At 71.0% G+C, this 19184-nt stretch carries 20 protein-coding genes and 1 pseudogene; 12 read left to right on the top strand and 9 right to left on the bottom strand.

Annotated features, from left to right (window positions below; genetic code table 11):
* From ACH4UK_RS20960 to ACH4UK_RS20950, 3 genes are all read right to left on the bottom strand, one after another.
* The gene (locus ACH4UK_RS20960) at positions 1–1398 is read right to left on the bottom strand and encodes a DUF692 domain-containing protein (protein WP_398358301.1); all 1398 of its coding nucleotides are present in this window, start codon (positions 1396–1398) and stop codon (positions 1–3) included.
* Positions 1399–1520: 122 nt separating this feature from the next.
* Complete coding sequence (locus ACH4UK_RS20955) at positions 1521–2267, bottom strand: DUF4142 domain-containing protein (RefSeq protein WP_398358539.1); 747 nt, start codon at positions 2265–2267, stop codon at positions 1521–1523.
* A gap of 220 nt (positions 2268–2487) precedes the next feature.
* Positions 2488–3210, bottom strand: coding sequence for a peptidyl-tRNA hydrolase (locus tag ACH4UK_RS20950; protein ID WP_398358299.1), 723 nt, complete (start codon positions 3208–3210; stop codon positions 2488–2490).
* 71 nt (positions 3211–3281) lie between these two features.
* On the opposite strand from ACH4UK_RS20950, the gene ACH4UK_RS20945 reads away from it, so the two are divergent.
* The 4 genes and pseudogenes from ACH4UK_RS20945 to ACH4UK_RS20930 all read left to right on the top strand — a co-directional run.
* Positions 3282–3956 (top strand): AIM24 family protein, encoded by a 675-nt coding sequence (locus tag ACH4UK_RS20945; RefSeq protein WP_398358298.1) that lies wholly within the window; start codon positions 3282–3284, stop codon positions 3954–3956.
* 17 nt (positions 3957–3973) lie between these two features.
* On the top strand, positions 3974–4165 hold the full coding sequence (locus ACH4UK_RS20940; RefSeq protein WP_398358296.1) for a hypothetical protein: 192 nt from the start codon (positions 3974–3976) through the stop codon (positions 4163–4165).
* 14 nt (positions 4166–4179) lie between these two features.
* Positions 4180–4368 carry a hypothetical protein gene (locus tag ACH4UK_RS20935; protein ID WP_398358294.1) on the top strand — a complete coding sequence of 63 codons (189 nt, stop codon included), beginning with the start codon at positions 4180–4182 and terminating at the stop codon, positions 4366–4368.
* 38 nt (positions 4369–4406) lie between these two features.
* Positions 4407–4705 (top strand): annotated as a pseudogene (locus ACH4UK_RS20930) (hypothetical protein); the annotation flags it as partial.
* A 182-nt stretch (positions 4706–4887) separates the two neighbouring features.
* Here the strand turns inward: ACH4UK_RS20930 and ACH4UK_RS20925 are convergent.
* On the bottom strand, positions 4888–5913 hold the full coding sequence (locus ACH4UK_RS20925) for a hypothetical protein (protein WP_398358292.1): 1026 nt from the start codon (positions 5911–5913) through the stop codon (positions 4888–4890).
* 1236 nt (positions 5914–7149) lie between these two features.
* Between ACH4UK_RS20925 and ACH4UK_RS20920 the strand changes: the two genes are divergently transcribed.
* The 3 genes from ACH4UK_RS20920 (at position 7150) to ACH4UK_RS20910 (ending at position 9758) form a co-directional block, all read left to right on the top strand.
* Entirely contained in the window at positions 7150–8649 is a 1500-nt protein-coding gene (locus tag ACH4UK_RS20920; protein WP_398358290.1) for a hypothetical protein, read from the top strand.
* A 214-nt stretch (positions 8650–8863) separates the two neighbouring features.
* The gene (locus ACH4UK_RS20915; RefSeq protein WP_398358289.1) at positions 8864–9229 is read left to right on the top strand and encodes a hypothetical protein; all 366 of its coding nucleotides are present in this window, start codon (positions 8864–8866) and stop codon (positions 9227–9229) included.
* Positions 9230–9302: 73 nt separating this feature from the next.
* Positions 9303–9758 (top strand): peptidoglycan-binding protein, encoded by a 456-nt coding sequence (locus ACH4UK_RS20910; protein WP_398358287.1) that lies wholly within the window; start codon positions 9303–9305, stop codon positions 9756–9758.
* A gap of 40 nt (positions 9759–9798) precedes the next feature.
* Here the strand turns inward: ACH4UK_RS20910 and ACH4UK_RS20905 are convergent, their stop codons facing one another.
* The gene (locus ACH4UK_RS20905) at positions 9799–10563 is read right to left on the bottom strand and encodes an SDR family NAD(P)-dependent oxidoreductase (RefSeq protein WP_398358285.1); all 765 of its coding nucleotides are present in this window, start codon (positions 10561–10563) and stop codon (positions 9799–9801) included.
* Between the two features lie 51 nt (positions 10564–10614).
* On the opposite strand from ACH4UK_RS20905, the gene ACH4UK_RS20900 reads away from it, so the two are divergent.
* Positions 10615–11238 (top strand): TetR/AcrR family transcriptional regulator, encoded by a 624-nt coding sequence (locus ACH4UK_RS20900; protein WP_398358283.1) that lies wholly within the window; start codon positions 10615–10617, stop codon positions 11236–11238.
* 83 nt (positions 11239–11321) lie between these two features.
* Positions 11322–12098 (top strand): isocitrate lyase/phosphoenolpyruvate mutase family protein, encoded by a 777-nt coding sequence (locus ACH4UK_RS20895; protein ID WP_398358281.1) that lies wholly within the window; start codon positions 11322–11324, stop codon positions 12096–12098.
* Between the two features lie 45 nt (positions 12099–12143).
* Here the strand turns inward: ACH4UK_RS20895 and ACH4UK_RS20890 are convergent, their stop codons facing one another.
* The 4 genes from ACH4UK_RS20890 to zapE form a co-directional block, all read right to left on the bottom strand.
* Positions 12144–13028, bottom strand: coding sequence for a polysaccharide deacetylase family protein (locus tag ACH4UK_RS20890; protein ID WP_398358537.1), 885 nt, complete (start codon positions 13026–13028; stop codon positions 12144–12146).
* Positions 13029–13123: 95 nt separating this feature from the next.
* Positions 13124–14497, bottom strand: a complete 1374-nt coding sequence (locus tag ACH4UK_RS20885) for an alkaline phosphatase PhoX (RefSeq protein ID WP_398358280.1) — start codon at positions 14495–14497, stop codon at positions 13124–13126.
* Between the two features lie 139 nt (positions 14498–14636).
* Entirely contained in the window at positions 14637–15062 is a 426-nt protein-coding gene (locus ACH4UK_RS20880; RefSeq protein WP_398358278.1) for an OsmC family protein, read from the bottom strand.
* Between the two features lie 109 nt (positions 15063–15171).
* A complete protein-coding gene (zapE, locus tag ACH4UK_RS20875; protein ID WP_398358276.1) occupies positions 15172–16263 on the bottom strand; it encodes a cell division protein ZapE in 1092 nt (363 codons plus the stop codon).
* Between the two features lie 37 nt (positions 16264–16300).
* On the opposite strand from zapE, the gene ACH4UK_RS20870 reads away from it, so the two are divergent.
* The 3 genes from ACH4UK_RS20870 (at position 16301) to murC (ending at position 19179) form a co-directional block, all read left to right on the top strand.
* Entirely contained in the window at positions 16301–17101 is an 801-nt protein-coding gene (locus ACH4UK_RS20870; RefSeq protein ID WP_398358274.1) for a pyrimidine reductase family protein, read from the top strand.
* A gap of 163 nt (positions 17102–17264) precedes the next feature.
* Entirely contained in the window at positions 17265–17717 is a 453-nt protein-coding gene (locus ACH4UK_RS20865; RefSeq protein WP_398358272.1) for an indole-3-glycerol phosphate synthase, read from the top strand.
* 67 nt (positions 17718–17784) lie between these two features.
* Positions 17785–19179: a UDP-N-acetylmuramate--L-alanine ligase gene (murC, locus tag ACH4UK_RS20860; protein ID WP_398358270.1), complete on the top strand. Its 1395-nt coding sequence runs from the start codon at positions 17785–17787 to the stop codon at positions 19177–19179.
* The last annotated feature ends 5 nt before the right edge of the window (positions 19180–19184 follow it).

The raw sequence follows: 19184 nt of genomic DNA, 5'->3' as shown, positions 1-19184 counted from the left end.
TCACTTCCCCACGAGGACGGCACGGGCCGCCCGGACCAGACGGGTGGTACGGCGCGGGGGCCGGGCGCCCGACCGGTCCTGCCACCAGTACGTCAGCCGGCGCCGCGCCACCGGATCGGCGGGATCACCCGCGATGAGCAGGTGCTCGGCGAAGTCCAGGGCGTCGCGCCGGTAGCCGCCGGACATCGGGCGGTTCCCGGCGTACGCGAGGAACGCGGCGCGGTATGCGTCGCCGAGGATCTCCGGCAACTCCGGCGCGACCTTGGCGACGACGTCCGCCCGCTTGGCGGCCAGCGCCCGGCTCTGCACCCGCAGCCGCCGGTGGTCGAAGCCCTCGGGGGCCGGTGTTCCGGCCACCAGCGCGGAGAGCAGCGCGGTCTGCGCGACGGCGGTGCGGTCACGGGCGCCGGCCGCCGCGGCCGTACGGGTGCCCGACGCCTCGGGGACGGCCGCCGCGCGGGTCTCCGGTACCTCGGGGACGCCCGCCGCACGGGTCTCCGACGCCTCGGGGACGGCCGCCGCACGGGCTGCGGGGTCCGCCGCGTCGTGGGGCGCCGGGCGCGGGTCCGCCGGGGGAGCCGACTGCCGCAGCGTCGCCCGGATCGCGTCCAGTTCGCCCGCGAGTTCGGCGGCCGGCGGGAAGGCGTCGTCCCGCTCCAGCAGCACGCCAGGCGGGTCGACCCGGGAGCGCAGCTCGGCCAGCACCGCCAGGACGGGCGCGGACACCGGGTGGGCGTGCGTGTCGTGCCAGACGCCGTCCCTCTCCACCCCGCCCGCCACATGGACGTACGCGATGGCCTCCACCGGCAGTTCGTCCAGCGCCTTCGCCGGGTCCAGGCCGAGGTTGACGTGGTTGGTGTGCAGGTTGGCCACGTCGATCAGCAGCCGCACCCCGGTCCGCTCGACCAGCTCGGCCAGGAACTGCCCCTCGGTCAGCTCCTCGCCCGGCCAGGAGATCAGCGCCGCGATGTTCTCCAGCGCCAGCGGAACCGGCAGCGAGTCCTGCGCGATCCGCACGTTCTCGCACAGCACGTCCAGCGCGTCCCAGGTGCGCGGCACCGGCAGCAGATGCCCCGCCTCCAGCCTCGGCGACGCGGTCAGCGGCCCCCCGGCCCGTACGAACGCGATGTGCTCGGTCACCAGCGGCGTCCCCAGCAGCTCGGCGCGCGCCGCGAGGCCCGCCAGCCGTGCGGGGTCCGGTCGGTCGGCGCCGCCCAGGCCGAGTGCCACCCCGTGCGGCACGACCCGCACGCCGCGCTCCCGGAGCCGTACGAGGGAGTCCGGGAGGTGGTCGGCGCAGAGATTCTCCGCGACCGCCTCGACCCAGTCGATCCCCGCCAGCGCCTCCACCTCGTCCGCGATCTCCGGCCGCCAGCCGATGCCGATGCCCAGCTTCATGGTGTCCCCCTACTCACCCGGGCCTTCGCCCTGTCCAGGGGTCATGACCCCGTCGAGCGGTGATGAACCCGACCAAGGGGACGTTCAGAGGTGGATTTGAGGTTCCGGGGCCGTCGCTCTCGTTATGGCATCGGCATCATCGTGGGCGGCACCGGGCGTGAGGTGAAGGACTGGTCGCCGGTCGGCGTCACCGGCAGCGGGACCTGGGGCGCCTGCCCGTCCTGGGGCATCGACGGGCCCGAGGGGCTGGCCGACGAACCGCCCGCCGCCTCGCGCGCCAGGGCGTCGAAGTCGACGAAGCCGGTGGCCTCCAGCATGGTGATGTGGTCCAGCACGGTCTGGTTGGCGTCGCTGGCCAGCTGCCGGATCAGCGTGTTCCGGGTGGTGTGGCGGACCTGGCCGATCAGGCCGAAGACCTTGCCGTGGGCGGCCCGCAGGATATTGGCGAACTTGCGCTCGTAGGCGTCCCCGCTCGCCGCTGTCAGCTCCCGCAGCCACCCCTGCTGCTGGGCGGTCGGCTGGTTGGGCAGCTCCACCCCGAGCTTGGCCGCCACGTCCCGGGCCCGCCGGTCCAGGTCCGCGTGCCCGACGACCAGGTGGTCCCCTGCGGCCTTCGTCGCCTCGCTGGGGGCCCGTTCGATCGCCTGCTGCCCGGCGGGCAGTTCCCACAGCCCGGCGAGCCGCACCTTGACCAGGAAGTCCCGGTCGGTCGCGGAGAGCGGTCCCCACTGGGTGGCGACGCTGGAGGCGTTGAGATGGGCCTCGCCGGTGCCCGAACGGTCCGCGTAGGACCAGACCGGGAACGCGATCGCGGCGAGCGTGGCGACCAGCGCCGCGATGATGAGGGCCGTTCCGTTGATGCGTCGCAACAAGGTGTCTCCCGGGCCGAGGCGTGACAGCGTCGAACAGGCGTCAATCAACCGCCAACCGACTCGCTGCGCAGGCTACTTGGCGGTAATGCCGGTGCGGCAGTATCGGGAGGTACGGAGTCGGGCGCAGAAACACTCAGCCGAACACCCGATTCCGTTTCGGCTGAAGCCTCCCGCCTCCCGCCTCCCGCCTGACGGCTGACACACCTGACGGCTCCGGTCAGCGGCGCAGCGCCGGGTGGTCGGCGACCACCGTGCAGGACCCCGGGGCGATCTCGGTGAACCCCGCGTCGCGCACCACCGGCAGCCCGCTCACCGTCAGCTGCCGCCAGCGCTCCGCCCCGGGGGCGGCCACGGAGAGCGGGAACCCGGCCTCGCGCCAGGCCTTGCGCTCGGCGTCGGACAGTTCCCACCAGGCGAGCTGCGCCCCGTGCCCGGCCTGGGCCATCGTCTTGCCCGCCGACATGTCCAGATCGGGGTTCAGCCACAGCACCGGACCCGAGGGATCGGGCGCCGCGGGCGGCTCGGGGTCGTCCAGGTCGGTGCCCGACACCTGGAGCTTGGCCAGTTCCTTGGGCCAGCCGTCCAGGGGGATCGGCGGGAACACCCGTACCTCCGCGCCGTCCTCGCCCGTCACCGTGATGCCGTCCAGCGCAGCGGCCTTGCGCCACTCCGCACCGCGCGCCCGGCGCACGACCTTGCGGATCCGGGCGTCCTGCCAGTCCCGCATCGCCGCGGCCCACACGCCGTCGCCGAGGGACCGCTCGTCGGAGAGGATCGTCAGCACCGCACGGGCGGCGGTCCGCAGCGCGTCGGTGCGGGCGGGCGGGTCCGTCTTCTCCAGATGCAGCACCAGCGGCAGCACGAACTGCTGCGCCTGGTCGCGGTCGGTCGGGCCGTCGTGGAACGGGCTCTCGGGGGCGGGGGTGTCGTCGCTGGTCACTGCCCCAGTCTGCCAGGCCGGGCATGTCACCTTCTTGGCGGAACGACCGGGTCCGGGTGAGGATGCTCCGCATGAAGAGCGATCTCTTTTCCAGCGAGCACATGGCCCAGCCGGCCACCGCCCCCGGCATGACCCTCCAGAACTCCAAATCGATCAAGTACGCCGTCAACGGGGAGATGCACGCCCGGCAGGGCTCGATGATCGCCTTCCGCGGCGACCTCCAGTTCGAGCGCAAGGGCCAGGGCATCGGCGGCCTCCTCAAGCGCGCGGTCACCGGCGAGGGGCTCGCCCTCATGGCGGTCCGCGGCCAGGGCGAGGCGTGGTTCGCGCACGAGGCGGCGAACTGTTTCGTCGTGGAGCTGGACCAGGGCGACTCCATCACCATCAACGGCCGCAACGTCCTCTGCTTCGACGCCACGCTCTCCTACGAGATCAAGACGGTGAAGGGCGCGGGCATGGTCGGCGGCGGCCTCTTCAACAGCGTCTTCACGGGCTACGGCAAGCTCGGCCTGATGTGTGAGGGCACCCCGATCGTGATCCCCGTGACGGCTGCTCAGCCGGTGTACGTGGACACGGACGCGGTCGTCGGCTGGAGCCAGCAGCTCACGACCAGTCTGAACCGCTCCCAGAGCGTCGGCTCCATGGTGCGCGGCGGATCCGGCGAGGCCGTCCAGCTGATGCTGCAGGGCGAGGGCTTCGTCATCGTCCGGCCCAGCGAGGCCAGGCCCGAGAAGACCTCCAACTGACCCTGGAACTACGGGGTGTGGGCCACCGGTACGGCCTCCGCGGCCCTTGGGTGCTGCGCGGGGTCGAGCTGGCCCTGCCCGCGCGGGCGCTCGTCCGGGTCGAGGGGGCCAACGGCGCCGGGGGAGTGGCTGACCCTGCTCGGGGCGGCGGCTCTCTCGCCGCCGCGGCGGCGTTTCTCGTCTGCCGGATCGCCGCCCGGCGCGGGTGAGTAGGCTCGTGGACGTGGACAGGGACGATACGTACTGCGAGACCCCGGGACCGATCGCACCGGCCGCGCCGGCCGAAGGCCCTCCGTACGCCGCGTGCGTGCTGTGCAGCGAGCCGACCGAATACCCGGAGTCGACGAAGGGCGCCACGCTGTGCCCGGTCTGCGCCTGGCAGGAGGCGGGCCGCACGGCCTGCTCCGGCTAGGACCGACCGGACGACAGGGCACAAGACCGGGGGAGACCGTGAACCGACCGCTGCTGTTCCTCGACGTGGACGGGCCGCTCAACCCCTATGCGGCCAAGCCGGAGAGGCGTCCCGACGGCGCCCCCTGAGGTTCTGGCTCAACCCGGAGCACGGGCGAATCCTGCTCCGGCCCGGCTTCGAGCTGTGCTGGGCCACCACATGGATGGACGACGCCAACCGGTGGATCGCACCGGTCCTCGGCCTTCCCGAACTTCCCTTCGTGGACTTCGGCGACGTCCTGCTCCAGGAACGCCCTGATGGGGTCCATGGGAAGACCGGACCGCTGGTGGACTACGCCGCTTTACCGACCGGCGAGCTCACCGGGACGCGCTCAACCTGAGGCGATGCGTCGCGGTCGTGTCAGGGATGGCCTGCTTCCTTCTCGGATGTCGGGCCGCAGGTAGGCACCCTGAGCCTCGCGGCCACCCGGCGTCACGCTATGCCCGCACCGTGACGCCTCGGCTGCACCCTGCGGACGGGCTACGTCATCAACTCGATATGCGGATGCTCGGGCTCCGCCGGGCAGACGAACAGGTGCTGCCGGTAGCCGCTGCCTATCTGGACCCCGGTCGCGTTGTAGCCGCGGTGGCCGGGGTACGGTCCAGCACCTGGGTGGGGGTGCGGGGACCAGCTGTTCCCGGCGTCGTCCCCTTCCTCGAACGTGGCGACGGTCATCAGGACCTCCATGCCGGTGCCGCACTCGGAGCAGGGCTGCGAGCTGGGGTCGGTGGAGTTCCAGGCGGGCCAGCCGCCGACCTTCCAGCCGGGTGCGTTGGACAGCACACAGTCGTAGTACGTGTCCGGGTCCATGTCTTCCTCTGCTGCCTGCGGCACACTCCACTGCTTGAGCTGCTCCCGCAGTTCTTCGCTCAGCTCCAGATGGTCGGGGTACTCGGTGATCTGCTCCGGTTCGAGCACGCACGGTTCCGGTAGATAGCCGTCGAACTGCACTGCGGGCGGCTCGGGGGGCGTGTCGAGGATGTCGGTGACGGCGACTGCCGAACGCCAGAAGAGCAGGGTCCTGGGCATGATCGGATGATCGAAGGGGCACCACAGAACCTGCAGCAGATCCTTGCCCTCCGGCGGGCTCAGATCGGGCACATCCCGTACGTACAGCTGCGCGATGGGCAGCATCGCCATGGGGCCGTCGTACGCCTGGACCGCCAGCCTCACCGGATACGTCCGAGGGGGCCGGATCCGCTCGAGAGTCTCCCGTTCCTCCGGAGTCAGGTCCCGGCCGTGCGAGGCGGCGAAGATCCGTCGTTCCCGCCGCAGATCCGCCGGGGACCGGGCTGGGTTGATGCCATCCACCACATGCGGTTCCTCGCAGTGCGGCCACGGCTCCTCAGCGGGCCACAGCAGCGGCCCGCCGATCGAGCTGTCGTGCCATGTCGGCGCCCCAGGGCGGGGGTGCAGGCGGGTCGCCGTGCGGGCCAGCGGAGCCAGTTGGGGAAAGACCGCGGCAACGTCGATCGGCCGTGGCGGAGTGGCAGGAGTGACATTCATGGCCGCAATCTTGCCAATCGCCTCTGACAACGGCCCTCGTGGCCGCCCCACGAAGAGTTCCGGCACGGGCGCCACCCGGGAGAGCGCTACCGCCGATCCGTTGCCGGCAGATGGCCCGCGAGCAGGTCCACGAACCGCGCGCGTGGATGTCCGTCCACGCGCGCGGTTCGTCGCCACGTACCACCTGGACGGGGACGACCTTTTCGAGCAGTTGGGCCTCAAGGGCGGCGATGCGTTTGTCGGCGAAGCGGAGGTTGGAACGGGCGCCTTCCAGTCGCTCCTGGAGCTTGCGATGCCCCTCGGTGAGCTGGTGAACGCGGTGCTTGAGGGTGGTGCTCTCGGTGGCCAGTTGCTGGACGGATTCGCCAGGAACCACCCACGGCCCCCAAGTAGCGGCACCACGTCAACCCGCGGATCGGCCTACGGGAGAACGACTTCCACGCGCTCGCCGACTTCGCCCGATCCCTGGACACCCCACGAACCACCGGCTGAGCGCCGCGCCGGCGCAGGGTGAAGACATGGACGAAGTGTCAGAGTTCCTGCCCTGCTTTTGTACACACCCGGCTCATGACGGCTCCGAAGCGGGGAGCGGTAGCGTTGAGTCCTGGTCAGCGCGATACGCCGCGGGGCCGGTGAATCCACCTGACCAGCAACACCAGCACCAGTGCGCCTGGGTCGGCGCCGATCGCAGCTGTCTGACCTCGGAGTCCTGGCCGTAAACGGACTGCTACCAACTCGGCCACCGCCCCTGGCGGCATAGCGTCCCCGGGAGCCGGCGTCGTGGCGGTACGGCGTTCTCTTCACCTACGTCACGCAACGGTGCGCGACAGGAGGCACAGGACATGCAGACCAAGTCGAGCAGAGCCCGACGTGAGGACACCGACATGCGCCGTGGAGCGGAGACCGCGCCACCAGCAGCCTTTGAACTCCGTTGTGGCGGACTGCACCTGACGGTCCAGCGGTTCCCCGGATGGCTGGTGGCAGCTCTCGCCACGGCCACGGGAAGCGGGCTCGCCGCGTGGCTCACGTCGCGGTGACACCACGGGCGGGGTCCGCGGGGGCGGGGGTGCTCCAGCGAGCCTGAACCGAGCCTTGCTCACTAAGATCATTCGTGGCGCGGGGCCTTGGCCGCTGGTAAATTGATCGGTCGGCCATGTCGTCGGCATCGCGACGGTTCTGCATCGCTCCTGAAGGAGCTGCCAGGTCGGTCCGCGCGATCCACCTCCAGGGGGCAAGGTGCGGGACAACTTCGGGCCGCTGTCGGACCTTTCTGATGTCGAGGAGGTCGCCGAGGCCATCGCGTCGGTGCTGAGCCAGCAGCTCGTCGACTATGAACCGCGGGCTGAACCGGGCGACCGCCTCGTCTTCGTGCTGGGTGCGACCCTGGCGAGCGGAGGAACCGGTGTCGAGGGTATCGACGACGTCCTCCGTGATGTCTACCGGCGCGCCCCCGACCGGCCTCGCGCTGGCTGGGAGGCGGAGGTCGGATTCGACGCGATCCTGGAGACGGCCCACCGGCTGGTCGCCTCCAGAGGGAGGCCCGACACTCAGGTCGAGGGACCTGCCACCCTGGAGATGCTGGTCCGCGACGAGACGCCCCATGAGGTGCTCAGGAGGCCGCAGGGCGAGAGCGTGACCTACAAGGTCAGGACCACCTCGGCCGGGAAGTGCACGGTCACTGTGGGGCCCCCGTCGGTTGATCTGCTGTTGCGTCTGGCGCTCCGCCGCGGCGGCTTCGAGCGAACGGAGTTCCTGGACCGGCAGCGTCTGTTCCAGTTCCTGATCGAACAGGAGGAGAAGAAGGGGCTCACCGAGGGTGCGCGTACCCGCGTGTCCGCAGTGCGTCTGCTGCGCGTGATGGCCCGCCCGGAGCTCGTCTCCCTACGTCTTGAAGGTCCTCGCGGAACAGGTACAGGCGAGCTTGAGAAGCTGGCGACGAGCTTCCGCACGCGTCTCGCTTATGAGAGCGACGTGGTTCTCGCCCCGGTTCTGGACGTCGACCGTCTGGAGAGCTCTCCTTCGCAGCCCCGGTTCATACGACAGCTGCATGGCCGGGCAACGGAGTTCGTCGACGCCATCGGCGAGGGGAGCCCCACCGGCCACATGGGTGACCGGCTCCTCGGTGCGCTCGCGGGTGCGGACGAGGAGTTGTCCCTGAGGTATTTACGGGCGATCGCGGCGGACAACCCCTTCGCCGCGTTCATGGGGTACTACCACGTGCTCGAGTACCAGATGGAGGAGGCGTGGTTCGGGAATCTGAGCCGGAGGGTCGCGGCCATCGGGGGTGTTCTGCAGCGCCCCGTCGAGGGCATCCGTAAGGCCGCGAAGCAAGCTCGAGACCTGCTCGGCGTGAAGGACGACGAGGTGAGGTTCACCGAACTGAGGGCCGTGCAGGATCTGCTCGAAGTCTCCCTCGACGTGCGCCGACTCGCCGCCGACCTCAGCCGGCTCGACATGCGCGACGCGGGCACTGTCGAGTACTTTGCTGCCGGGAACCTCCCCTTTGTCGATGTCCCCCACTTGGAATTCACGAGTCCACTCGACGCGGCTGGAGAGGCGAAGCTGAAGCGCGAGACGGCATCGCGCATATACATCGTCCGCTGTGCGATCACCCACAGCAAGGCGTCCACCCGCCGCTACAGCCCCTACACCGACGACCTCCATCTTGCCCGCGAGGTCCCGTTGGTCCGGGTAGCCGCGGAACAGCTCCTGATCCCGCCGGATCAGCTCCTCTGAGAGGAGCCTTCTTCCGCCCCGGGAACAGATCTGTCGGGACAGCCCTTACCTGACCGATTCGGCCCCGCAACCTCAATAGTTCCAGGTGCACCGATGGGCTCGGCCGCAAGAAGCTGGATTGCATCTTCCGCACGTCGAACTGCGTGCGGACCGTTGAGCGTTGCCCCCTGAGGGGGGAAGCCTCAAGTCGCGATCCGACAGCGGGGAGCACCTCATGAAGTCTTGGGTACGAAAGTGTGTCGGCGCATCCGGCGCGATTGCCGTCGCTGTCGCCGTCTCCGTGGTCAGCGCGCCCTCGGCCCAGGCCGACAGCGCGTACGGCTGCAACTATCCCGAGGTCTGCATCTACAGCGACACCAGCGTGAATTCGACCATCGTCGGTCGCTTCAAGGTGGTGACGTCCTCCTGGCAGTACCTGGACAACCCGAACACCGACTACGCCATCGTCAACACGCGCAACGACGACGTCGCGTACGTCAAGAACAGCAACGGCAACGTGTCCTGCGTAAAGCCGAACGGCAGCATGAGTTCGAGCCAGAGGATCGTGGCCATTCGCATCGACTCAAGCTCCACCTGCTGAGACTGACGTGATCCAGAAGAAGGGGCGGCCTGCCGCATCTGGTGCCGCTCCGCCCTCTCGAAGGAGGAAACGCATGCGATCGCTCATCTCGGCGCGGACACTCGCCGGCGTCACCGTCGTCGTCGCCATGGTCGGTGGGAGCCTGGCCGGCACGGGTGCCGCCTTCGCGGCGCCCGTGCCGGCCTCGAAACCGACGTCGGTTTCCGGGGAGTTCGCCGTCCTCGCCGTGCAGAACTTCGGCCTCAGCAAGGCGGAGGCCATCAAGGCCCAGCAGTTCGTCAAGGCCTACTGGGACTACAACGACTCGATCGACGGAAAGCTCGGTCCCCGAAGCTGGATGGCGTTTCAGCGTCTCTTCGCGACCCACTGGGAATACAAGGGTGCGATCGACGGGAAGCCGGGCCCCAACACGGTGAAGGCGATGCAGCGCTGGCTGACGGAGCGCTACGAGTACACCGGCGAGATCGACGGAGACGCCGGTCCGCTGACCCGGGCGGCGTTCAAGCGGTTCGCCAACTCGCTCGTCTAGCCTCGCTCGTCCGGCCTCGGCCCCGCAACCTCCTGCCGGGTCACGCGCGGGGTCCGAGGAACAGGCCGCCGCTCGCGTCGATGGTCTGGCCGGTGATCCAGCGGGCGGCGTCGGAGGCGAGGAAGGCGACGACGTCGGCGATGTCGCCGGGGCCGCCGAGGCGGTCGAGTGCCGTCATGCCGGTGATCAGGTCGGTGAGGCCCGGTGCGTCGAAAACGGCCCCGTTGGTCGGGGTCAGGGTTGTTCCGGGAGCGACCGCGTTCACCGTGATGCCCCGGTCCCCGAACTGGTTGGCCAGGGTTCTGCTCATCGTCTCGACCGCGGCTTTCGTCATGGCGAAGGACGTCTGGGCCGGGTTGGCCATCCGGGTCGCCACCGACGAGATCGTGATGATCCGGCCGCCGTCGCGCAGCAGGGGCAGCGCGTGCTCGATGATGAAGTACGGCGCGCGCACATTCACCGCGAACAGGTGGTCGAACGCGGCCCGGGTCGTCGTGCCGATCGGGCCGGCCGGCGCGGCTGCGGCGTTGTTGACGAGGATGTCGAGCGGCCGGCCGGACAAGTGGGCCTCGACGCCGGCGAAGAGCGTCTCCACGTCGCCGTCCACGCCCAGTTCGGCCCGGACGGCCAGGGCCGTTCCGCCGGCGCGCTCGATTCCCTCGACCGTCGCCGCCGCACCGCTCTCATCCGTGCCGAAGTGCACGATGACCATCGCCCCCTCAGCCGCGAGCCGGGTCGCGATCGCCTGTCCGATGCCGCGCGAAGCGCCGGTCACCAGGGCCGTCCTGCCGGTGAGATCACTCATGCCGTCCACCATTCTGATGTTAGTCACTAACATTGGGGTAGTGTCTATCACATGAGTGAGAGGCAACCCACCCTGCGGGCACGACAGCGGTCCGAGACCCGGCAGGTGGTCCAGGCGCACGCGATCCGTCTGTTCACCGGTCGCGGCTACGACGCGGTGACCGTCGCCGACGTCGCCGAGGCCGCCGGCGTATCGGCCATGACCGTCTACCGGCACTTCCCCACCAAGGAGGACCTCGTCCTCGTCGAGCAGCCCGCCCGGCTCATCGCCGAGCGCGTCGCGGCGTCCCCGGCGACGCACCCCGTGGTGCGCCGCGTCGGTGACGCACTCGTCGACGCGGCCGCGGCCTTGACGGGCGAGCACGGGGACTCCTCGGCGGCCGACCGGCGGTTCCTGCTGAACTGCCTCCGGCTCATGGTGACGACGCCCGCACTGCGAGCCCGGCACCTGGACAGCCAGTACGCGCTGCAACAGGCCATCGTCGAGGCACTCGGGGTCGACGCGGACGACCCCGACGCCGCGTTCCGCGCCCAGGCCGCGACCAGCGCCTGCCTGGCCGCGATGCACACCGCCCTGACGCGCTGGGCCGAGGACGACGGGCAGTCGGAACTTCCCGAGCTGATCGCGCGCGCACTCGCCGCGTCCTTCGGCGACCCCGTCACCCGGAAGGACTGAGGCGGCCGCCCCGATCCAGGAGTCCACCGGGCCCGCCCCGTCGGCACGTTGTTTCGTGGTGATGCGGGGGTAGCGTCCTGGGCATGGACTTTCGTACCACCGTTGAGCGCGCTCAACGCCTCAAGCAACTGCACGCCGAGTCCCAGCCGCTGGTGCTGCCGACCGTCTGGGACGCCTGGTCCGCGAGGGCGGCGGTCGACGCCGGGTTCCCCGCCCTCACCGTCGGCAGTCATCCGCTCGCCGAATCCCGGGGGGCCGCCGACCAGGAGGGGCAGACCTTCGAGGAGGTGCTCGCCGCGATCCGGCCGATCATCGCGGCGGTCGACGTCCCGGTCTCCGTGGACCTGGAGGCCGGGTACGGGCAGGAGCCCGCGGATCTCGTCGCCGGACTCATCGAGGCCGGCGGCGTCGGTCTCAACATCGAGGACACCGTCCACTCGGAGGGCGGCCGGGTGCGCAGCACGCCGGAGCACGCGAGCTACGTCGCCGGCCTGCGCGCGGCGGCCGACGACGCGGGGGTCCCGGTCTGGGTCAACGGGCGCACCGACCTCTTCCTGTACGCGGAGGACGCCGCCGGCGTCCTCGACGAGGCGATCGAGCGACTGCGGGCCCTGGTGGAGGCCGGCGCGGACAGCGTCTACCCGGTCCGTATCCAGGACGACGACGAGCTGCTCACGGCGGTGATCGCCGCGGTCGCCGTTCCAGTGAACTCCACGGCCCACCCCGTCAAGCACGACCTCGAGCGCTTCCGCCGCCTCGGCGTCGGCCGGATCACCTACGGCCCGCTGCTGCAACGCGCGATGGCGGACGAGATGAAGAACCTGCTCACGCCGTGGGCGCCCGGCTCGGGGCGTCCCTGAGGGATGAACGCGAAGCGTCCGGCCGCCCGGCCCCCGTCCGGCGGGTCATGACCGGCCGGACGCGTCCCGGGGCCTGTCCTCCATCAACTCCGACACCTTCACGAAGCGGTAGCCGCGCTCGCGCAGTTCCGGCACGATCCGGCGTACCGCCGCTTCGGTGGCCGGGGCCGCGCTGCGCGTGCAGTGCATCACCACCAGCGACCCCGGCCGCACCCCGTCCAGCACCTGCTCGGCCACCGCGTCCGCGTCCGTGGCGAAGGCGTCGCCGCTGACCACGTCCCACTGCACGGCCGTCACGTTCGCCGGGGCCAGCGCGCGCAGTGCCGTGTCGTCGTAGCAGCCGCCCGGGAAGCGGAAGTACGGCACCACGTTCCGCGCCCCCGCCGCCCGGAACGCCGTGAAGGCGCGTTCCACCTCGCGGGTCATCGCGGCCTTCCCGACCACCGGCAGGCCGTAGCAGTCGGCGCTGAAGGCGTGGTGGCTGTAGGAGTGGTTGGCGATCTCGAACAGCGGATCCGTGCCGATCGCCTTCGCCTGCGCCGGGTACTCCTCGGCCCAGCGCCCGGTCATGAAGACGGTGGAGGGCACCTTCAGCCGGCGCAGCAGCGCGACCAGCTCCGGATTGTCGAAACGCTCGCCGGAGGCCGCCCGAGGGCCCTGATCGGCCGTCATGTCGGCGTCGAACGTGAGCGCCACGACCTTCTCGGCCGAGCGCCCCGCCGGGCCCCCGCCCGCCGGTCTCCGCTCGAAGACCGGGGTGCGGCCCGCCGGGCCGGGGGCCATCGTGGGCGGCTTCCCCGGCGCGGCGGAGGCCGGGGCGGAAGCCGCGGGGGTGGGCGGGGGAGCGGGTGCGGGGGCAGGGCCCCCGCACCCGGCCAGGGCGGCACCGGCCAGCACCCCCGTGACCGTCAGGGCCGTCGTCTTCCGCATCTTCCGCGCAGCAGTGATCACTCACGGAAAATATCCGACAATCAGGTCATATGGGGTGATGGCGCTCCGGTGTCCCGCCGAGGGGCGCGGCTACCTCAGCACCAGGGCCCCGTCACCGCGAACGTGGTCCCCGGCGTGTAGCAGTTCACGTACATCGTCGAGCCGTCCGGGGAGAAGGTCACTCCCGCGAACTCGCCCCACTCCGGCTCCTCGGGCGTCCCGATGTTCTGCCGCCCGCGCGCCATCGGGTACACCTCGCCCTGCCGGGTCACCCCCAGCACGTGCTGGGCGCCGCCGCCGTCCTCGCAGACCATCAGCCCGCCGTCGGCCGCCAGGCAGATGTTGTCGGGGGACTCGCCGGGCAGCTGGATGTCGGTGTCCGGGCCGAAGATCACGACCAGGGTGAGCCGCCGCTTCTTCGGCTCGTAGCGCCACACCTGCCCGTAGTGGTCGGCCGCCGAACCCTCGTCGCGGTGCGCGAAGCTGGAGACGAAGTAGACCGAGGAGCCGCCCCAGTAGCAGCCCTCCAGCTTCTGCGCGTGCGTGATGCCCTTCGGCCCGAAGTCCTGGAAGCGGATCGCGGTCTCCGCGGCCAGCGGGTCCGGTACGGGGACCCACTCGATCCGGTCGAAGCTCGTGCCGGTCTCCTGGACGACGGACAGGTCGGGCACCCCCGGCACCCGCATCGCCTCCAGCGCCCCGCCCGCCCGGAGCGAACCGGTGCCGCCCAGCGGCTTCTCGGGAAGGAAGCGGTAGAAGAGCCCGAACGGCTTGTCGAACGCGTCCTCCGTCTCGTACACGATCCCGGACTTCGGGTCGATGGCGATGGCCTCGTGCTGGAAACGGCCCATCGCGGTCAGAGGGACGGCCCCGGTGCGGCGCGGATCGGCGCCGTCCACCTCGAAGATGAAGCCGTGGTCCTTGGTGTACCCGTTGGTCCCGGCCTTGTCCTCGTTCTCCTCGCAGGTCAGCCAGGTGCGCCAGGGCGTGGGCCCGCCCGCGCAGTTCACCGCCGTGCCGGCGATGGCGACGCGCTCGCCGAGCACCTTGTTGCGGCCGTCCAGCTCCAGGGACGTACAGCCGCCCTTGGCCATCGGGTCGTAGGTCAGCCCCTCGACCGTCGGTACGCCGATCTCGGCGGTGTGCCGGTTCTCGTGGTTGCGGACGAGGTGGACCCGTCCGTTGCGGCCGGGCAGGGCGGCCATGCCGTCGTGGTTGCCGGGCACGGGCCCCTCGCCGGAGCGCAGCGGTTCGCCCTCCCGGGACAGCACCCGGTAGCGGAACCCCTTCGGCAGGTCGAGCAGGCCGTCCGGATCGGGGACGAGCGGGCCGTGGCCGCCGTGGCCGCGTGCGGCGGCGGTACCCGCGAAGAGTTCACTGAAAGCGCCGGTGAAGGCGACCGCGGCGGCTGCGCCGCTGCCTGCCAGGACCTGGCGTCGTGTTGCGGTGGGACGGGGTGCGGTTGACATGAGGTGACTCCCTGTTGGCGGACAGGTGAAGTGACCCGCACGTGTGTAGCACGCACAGAGGCGCGGGGGAACCATGCGCGCCCCCGCGCCCCGTGTTGCTGCTGTGACGGCCCTGATGGGAGCAGCCGTACGCGGAAGGTCAGGCGAGCGAGGCCGACAGGGTGATCGTCGTGCCCGTCAGCGCCTGGCTGACCGGGCAGTTCGCCTTGGCGTCCTCGGCGGCCTTCACGAAGCCCGCCTCGTCGAGACCGGGGACCTCGCCCACGACGCTGAGGTGGATGCCGGTAATGCCCGTGCCGGGCTGGAAGGTCACCTCGGCCTTGGTCTCCAGCCGGGTCGACGGGGTGCCGGCCCCCGCGAGTCCGTGGGAGAGCGCCATCGAGAAGCAGCTGGAGTGGGCGGCGGCGATGAGCTCCTCGGGGCTCGTCTTCCCGTTCGCCTGCTCGGAGCGGGCGGGCCAGGAGACGGGGTAGTCACCGATGCCGGAGGAGTCGAAGGTGACGACCCCCTTGCCCTCGATCAGGTTGCCTTCCCAGTTCGTGTGCGCCTGACGCGTGGTAGCCATGCTGGATCCCCTTCGAACGGTGTGCGCGGTTGTATCGGGACATGCGTGTGCACGGGATATGCGGGGCGCGCCGTCATGCGCCGTGCCCCATCGCGTTACGCCCCCGAACTTACTGCGCCACCAGCCCCTTCGCGTCACGCGCCAGCGCCGTCAGCCGGGAGATCGCCCGGAAGTACTTCTTCCGGTACCCGCCGTTCAGCATCTCGTCGCTGAACAGCTTGTCGAAGGGCACCCCGGAGGCGAGCACCGGGACCTCCCGGTCGTACAGCCGGTCGGCCAGCACCACCAGGCGCAGCGCGGTCGACTGGTCGGGCACCGCCGTCACCCCGGTCAGGCAGACCGCGCCGATGTCGTCGGTCAGCGCGCCGTACCGGCTCGGGTGGACCCGGGCCAGGTGCTCCAGCAGCCCGGGGAAGTCGTCGAGGGACGCGCCCGCGGTGGCGTACGCGGCCCGGGTGACCTGCTCGTCGTCGTACGGCGGCGGGGCCTCGGGCAGACCGCGGTGCCGGTAATCCTCGCCGTCGATGCGCAGCGGGCGGAAGTGCGCGGACAGGCCCTGGATCTCGCGCAGGAAGTCCACGGCGGCGAACCGGCCCTCGCCGAGCTTGCCCGGCAGCGTGTTCGAGGTCGCGGCCAGCGCCACCCCGGCCTCGACGAGCCGGCTGAGCAGCGAGGACACCAGCACGGTGTCGCCCGGGTCGTCGAGCTCGAACTCGTCGATGCACAGGAGCCGGTGCCCGCTGAGGGTCCGCACCGTCTGCTGGAAGCCCAGGGCGCCGACCAGGTTCGTCAGCTCCACGAACGTGCCGAACGCCTTCAGCGACGGCTCCGCGGGCGTGGCGTGCCAGAGGGACGCGAGCAGGTGGGTCTTGCCGACGCCGTACCCGCCGTCGAGATACACCCCGCGCGGCCCGGTCGGCGCGGCCGGCTTCCTGCCGAACCACTTGCGTCGCCCGGAACCCGTCGCGTGCGCCCCGCCGAGCCCGGCGGCGAAGTCCGCGAGCACCGTGACGGCCTCGCTCTGGCTGGGCTGGTTGGGGTCGGGTACGTACGTGTCGAAGCGCACCGAGTCGAAGCGCGGCGGCGGCACCATCTCGGCGACCAGACGGTCTGCGGGGACGTGCGGCTCACGGGCGCACAGGGACAGCGGGGCCGTTTCGGCAAGGGGGCTCTGCCCCGGAAACGCGGTGGATGACGACACAACTGTCCACCCTAAGGCCCGTGCCAGACTGCAACCCATGCGAAGCCTGTTCCCTGTGACGGACCTGACAAGAACCGTCCCCGACCCGTCCGGGCCGCTCACCGACCGCGAGTGGAGCCTCGACGAACTGGCGGACGCCTACGCCTACCCGCCGGACCGGCCGGCCGGGGGCTCCTGGCTGCGCGCCAACATGGTCTCCACCCTCGACGGGGCCGCCCAGCACGACGGCCGGTCCCAGGGCATCTCCTGCGCGTCGGACATGCGGATCTTCGGGACCCTGCGGGGCCTGGCCGACGTGGTGATCGCCGGGGCCGAGACCGTACGCCTGGAGGGGTACCGTCCCGCCCGCGCCCGGGAGGCGTTCGCCGCGCGGCGGGCGGCGGCCGGCCAGGGCCCCGCTCCCGCCGTCGCGGTGGTGACCGGCTCCCTGGACCTGGACTTCTCGCTGCCGCTGTTCACCGAGCCGCTCGTTCCGACGCTCGTGGTGACCGGCGCGGGGGCGCCCGCCGACCGGATGGCGGCCGCCCGGAAGGCGGGCGCCGACGTGGTGATCGCGGGCGACGGCGCCCGGGTGGACCCGGCGCGCGTCGTGCGCGAGCTCGCCGACCGGGGGCTGCGGCGGCAGCTCACCGAGGGCGGGCCCCGGCTGCTCGGCCAGTTCGTGGCGGCCGGCGTGCTGGACGAGCTGTGTCTGACGGTCTCCCCGATGCTGACCGCCGGGGACGCCCAGCGGATCGCCGGGGGTCCCGGGGTCGCCGTGCCGGAACGTTTTTTCCTGGCATCGCTGCTGGAAGAGGCCGGGTTCCTCTTCACTCGGTACCGTCGGACTGACAGTTAGCGGAATTTACCGTTCCGCTTAGCTCCGGCTGGGCACACTTACCCCTGCAGTCCCCGTGGAAGCACGGGGAAGGATGGTTTCAGCAAACGACCGTCGACGGTCGAGCCGGCAGTCGACGAGACGAAGAAGCGGAAGGGCGCCTGTCGTGTTCACAAGCGTTTTGATGATCGAGAAGCCGCTCACTCCCGAGGACGTGGAATTCGTCACCACCCTCCACGGCGAGGAGCGGATCTCGTTCGTCGTTCTGTTGCAGCCGCGCGGTGACCAGGCCGATGTCCTGCTGCGCGCGATCGACGACGTGGCGATGGGGGAACTGAAGGAAGCGGTCCGCGAGGGCGAGGAGCCGGAGGGCAACGAGGCCCGCGAACCCGCCGAGATCGGCCTCGAGTACTCCCTGCGGGCCCTGCGCGAGGCGGGCTCCGAAGCGGTCGGACAAGTGATCGAGGACCACCCCCTCGACAAGCTGAAGACCGTGGTCGAGGACGCGGGCGCGGACGAGGTGATCGTCCTGACCGCCCCGCACTACGTGGAGGAGTTCTTCCACCGCGACTGGGCCTCCCGCGCCCGGCACCGGGTCGGCGTCCCGGTGCTCAAGCTCTTCGCGCACAGCGAATAGGCTGACCTCGCGGTCCGGGTCGGCCCCCGGCCGCCGTCCGAACCGCAGCGACCACGCAGGAGCACAGATGGCACCCGGCATTCCCGCCGCCATGGAACGACCCCACTTCATCGGCATCGGCGGCGCCGGAATGTCGGGCATCGCGAAGATCCTCGCCCAGCGCGGCGCGAAGGTGGCGGGCAGCGACGCGAAGGAGTCCGCCACCGCCGAGTCGCTGCGGGCGCTCGGGGCGACCGTGCACATCGGACACGCGGCGGGCCACCTGGCCGACGACGCGTCCTGCGTGGTCGTCTCCAGCGCCATCCGCGCCGACAACCCCGAGCTGCTCCGGGCGAACGAGCTGTCCATCCCTGTGGTGCACCGCTCCGACGCGCTGGCCTCGCTGATGAACGGCCTGCGCGCCATCGCGGTGGCCGGCACCCACGGCAAGACGACCACGACCTCGATGCTGGCCGTCGCCCTCTCCTCGCTGAGCCTCGCCCCCTCGTACGCCATCGGCGGCGACCTGGAGGGCCCCGGCACCAACGCCACCCACGGCGAAGGGGACATCTTCGTCGCCGAGGCGGACGAGAGCGACCGCAGCTTCCAGAAGTACGACCCCGAGGTCGCGATCGTCCTCAACGTCGAGCTGGACCACCACGCGAACTACGCCTCGATGGACGAGATCTACGACTCCTTCGAGACCTTCGTCGGCAAGGTCGTCCCCGGCGGCACCCTGGTCATCTCCGCCGACCAGCCCGGCGCGGTCGAGCTGACCCGCCGGGTCCGCGACCTCTCCGACCTCAAGGTCGTCACCTACGGTTCCGCCGACCACGCCGACGTACGCGTCCACAAGGTCACCCCGCGCGGCCTGACCAGCGAGGTCACGGTCCTGCTCAACGGGAAGTTCCTGACCTTCACCGTCTCGGTCCCCGGCAGCCACTACGCCCACAACGCGGTCGCCGCCCTCGCCGCCGGGGTCGCCCTCGGCATCCCGGCGCACAACCTGGCCTCCGCGATCGGCAGCTACACCGGGGTCAAGCGCCGCCTCCAGCTCAAGGGCGAGGCGGCGGGCGTTCAGGTCATCGACTCGTACGCCCACCACCCCACCGAGATGACCGCCGACCTGGAGGCCATGCGCGGCGCGGCCGCCGACGCCCGCATCCTGGTCGTCTTCCAGCCGCACCTGTTCTCCCGTACGCAGGAGCTGGGCACCGAGATGGGCCAGGCCCTCGCGCTGGCCGACGCCTCCGTCGTCCTGGACATCTACCCGGCCCGCGAGGACCCGATCCCCGGCATCACCAGCGCCCTGATCGTCGACGCGGCGAAGACCGCGGGCGCCGAGGTCACCGCCGTCCACGACCAGGCCGACGTCCCCGCCGCCGTCGCGGGAATGGCGAAGCCCGGCGATCTCGTTCTCACCATGGGAGCGGGCGATGTCACCGACCTCGGCCCGCGCATCCTGGATCACCTGTCGAGCTGAGGAGC

The sequence above is a fragment of the Streptomyces sp. NPDC020884 genome (assembly GCF_044333935.1).
GTDB lineage: Bacteria > Actinomycetota > Actinomycetes > Streptomycetales > Streptomycetaceae > Streptomyces.
The sequence above is the reverse complement of the archived record's forward strand: the minus strand, read 5'-3'. Positions and strand labels throughout refer to the sequence as shown.

What these genes read in the sequence shown, in the direction of transcription:
- ACH4UK_RS20915 (WP_398358289.1), top strand. Translation starts at nt 8,864, where the DNA reads ATGAAGTCTTGGGTACGAAAGTGTGTCGGCGCATCCGGCGCGATTGCC.
- ACH4UK_RS20960 (WP_398358301.1), bottom strand. Translation starts at nt 1,398, where the DNA reads ATGAAGCTGGGCATCGGCATCGGCTGGCGGCCGGAGATCGCGGACGAG.
- ACH4UK_RS20945 (WP_398358298.1), top strand. Translation starts at nt 3,282, where the DNA reads ATGAAGAGCGATCTCTTTTCCAGCGAGCACATGGCCCAGCCGGCCACC.
- ACH4UK_RS20925 (WP_398358292.1), bottom strand. Translation starts at nt 5,913, where the DNA reads ATGAATGTCACTCCTGCCACTCCGCCACGGCCGATCGACGTTGCCGCG.
- ACH4UK_RS20895 (WP_398358281.1), top strand. Translation starts at nt 11,322, where the DNA reads ATGGACTTTCGTACCACCGTTGAGCGCGCTCAACGCCTCAAGCAACTG.
- ACH4UK_RS20885 (WP_398358280.1), bottom strand. Translation starts at nt 14,497, where the DNA reads ATGTCAACCGCACCCCGTCCCACCGCAACACGACGCCAGGTCCTGGCA.
- murC (WP_398358270.1), top strand. Translation starts at nt 17,785, where the DNA reads ATGGCACCCGGCATTCCCGCCGCCATGGAACGACCCCACTTCATCGGC.
- ACH4UK_RS20900 (WP_398358283.1), top strand. Translation starts at nt 10,615, where the DNA reads ATGAGTGAGAGGCAACCCACCCTGCGGGCACGACAGCGGTCCGAGACC.
- ACH4UK_RS20880 (WP_398358278.1), bottom strand. Translation starts at nt 15,062, where the DNA reads ATGGCTACCACGCGTCAGGCGCACACGAACTGGGAAGGCAACCTGATC.
- ACH4UK_RS20905 (WP_398358285.1), bottom strand. Translation starts at nt 10,563, where the DNA reads ATGAGTGATCTCACCGGCAGGACGGCCCTGGTGACCGGCGCTTCGCGC.
- ACH4UK_RS20910 (WP_398358287.1), top strand. Translation starts at nt 9,303, where the DNA reads ATGCGATCGCTCATCTCGGCGCGGACACTCGCCGGCGTCACCGTCGTC.
- ACH4UK_RS20865 (WP_398358272.1), top strand. Translation starts at nt 17,265, where the DNA reads ATGATCGAGAAGCCGCTCACTCCCGAGGACGTGGAATTCGTCACCACC.
- ACH4UK_RS20890 (WP_398358537.1), bottom strand. Translation starts at nt 13,028, where the DNA reads ATGCGGAAGACGACGGCCCTGACGGTCACGGGGGTGCTGGCCGGTGCC.
- ACH4UK_RS20870 (WP_398358274.1), top strand. Translation starts at nt 16,301, where the DNA reads ATGCGAAGCCTGTTCCCTGTGACGGACCTGACAAGAACCGTCCCCGAC.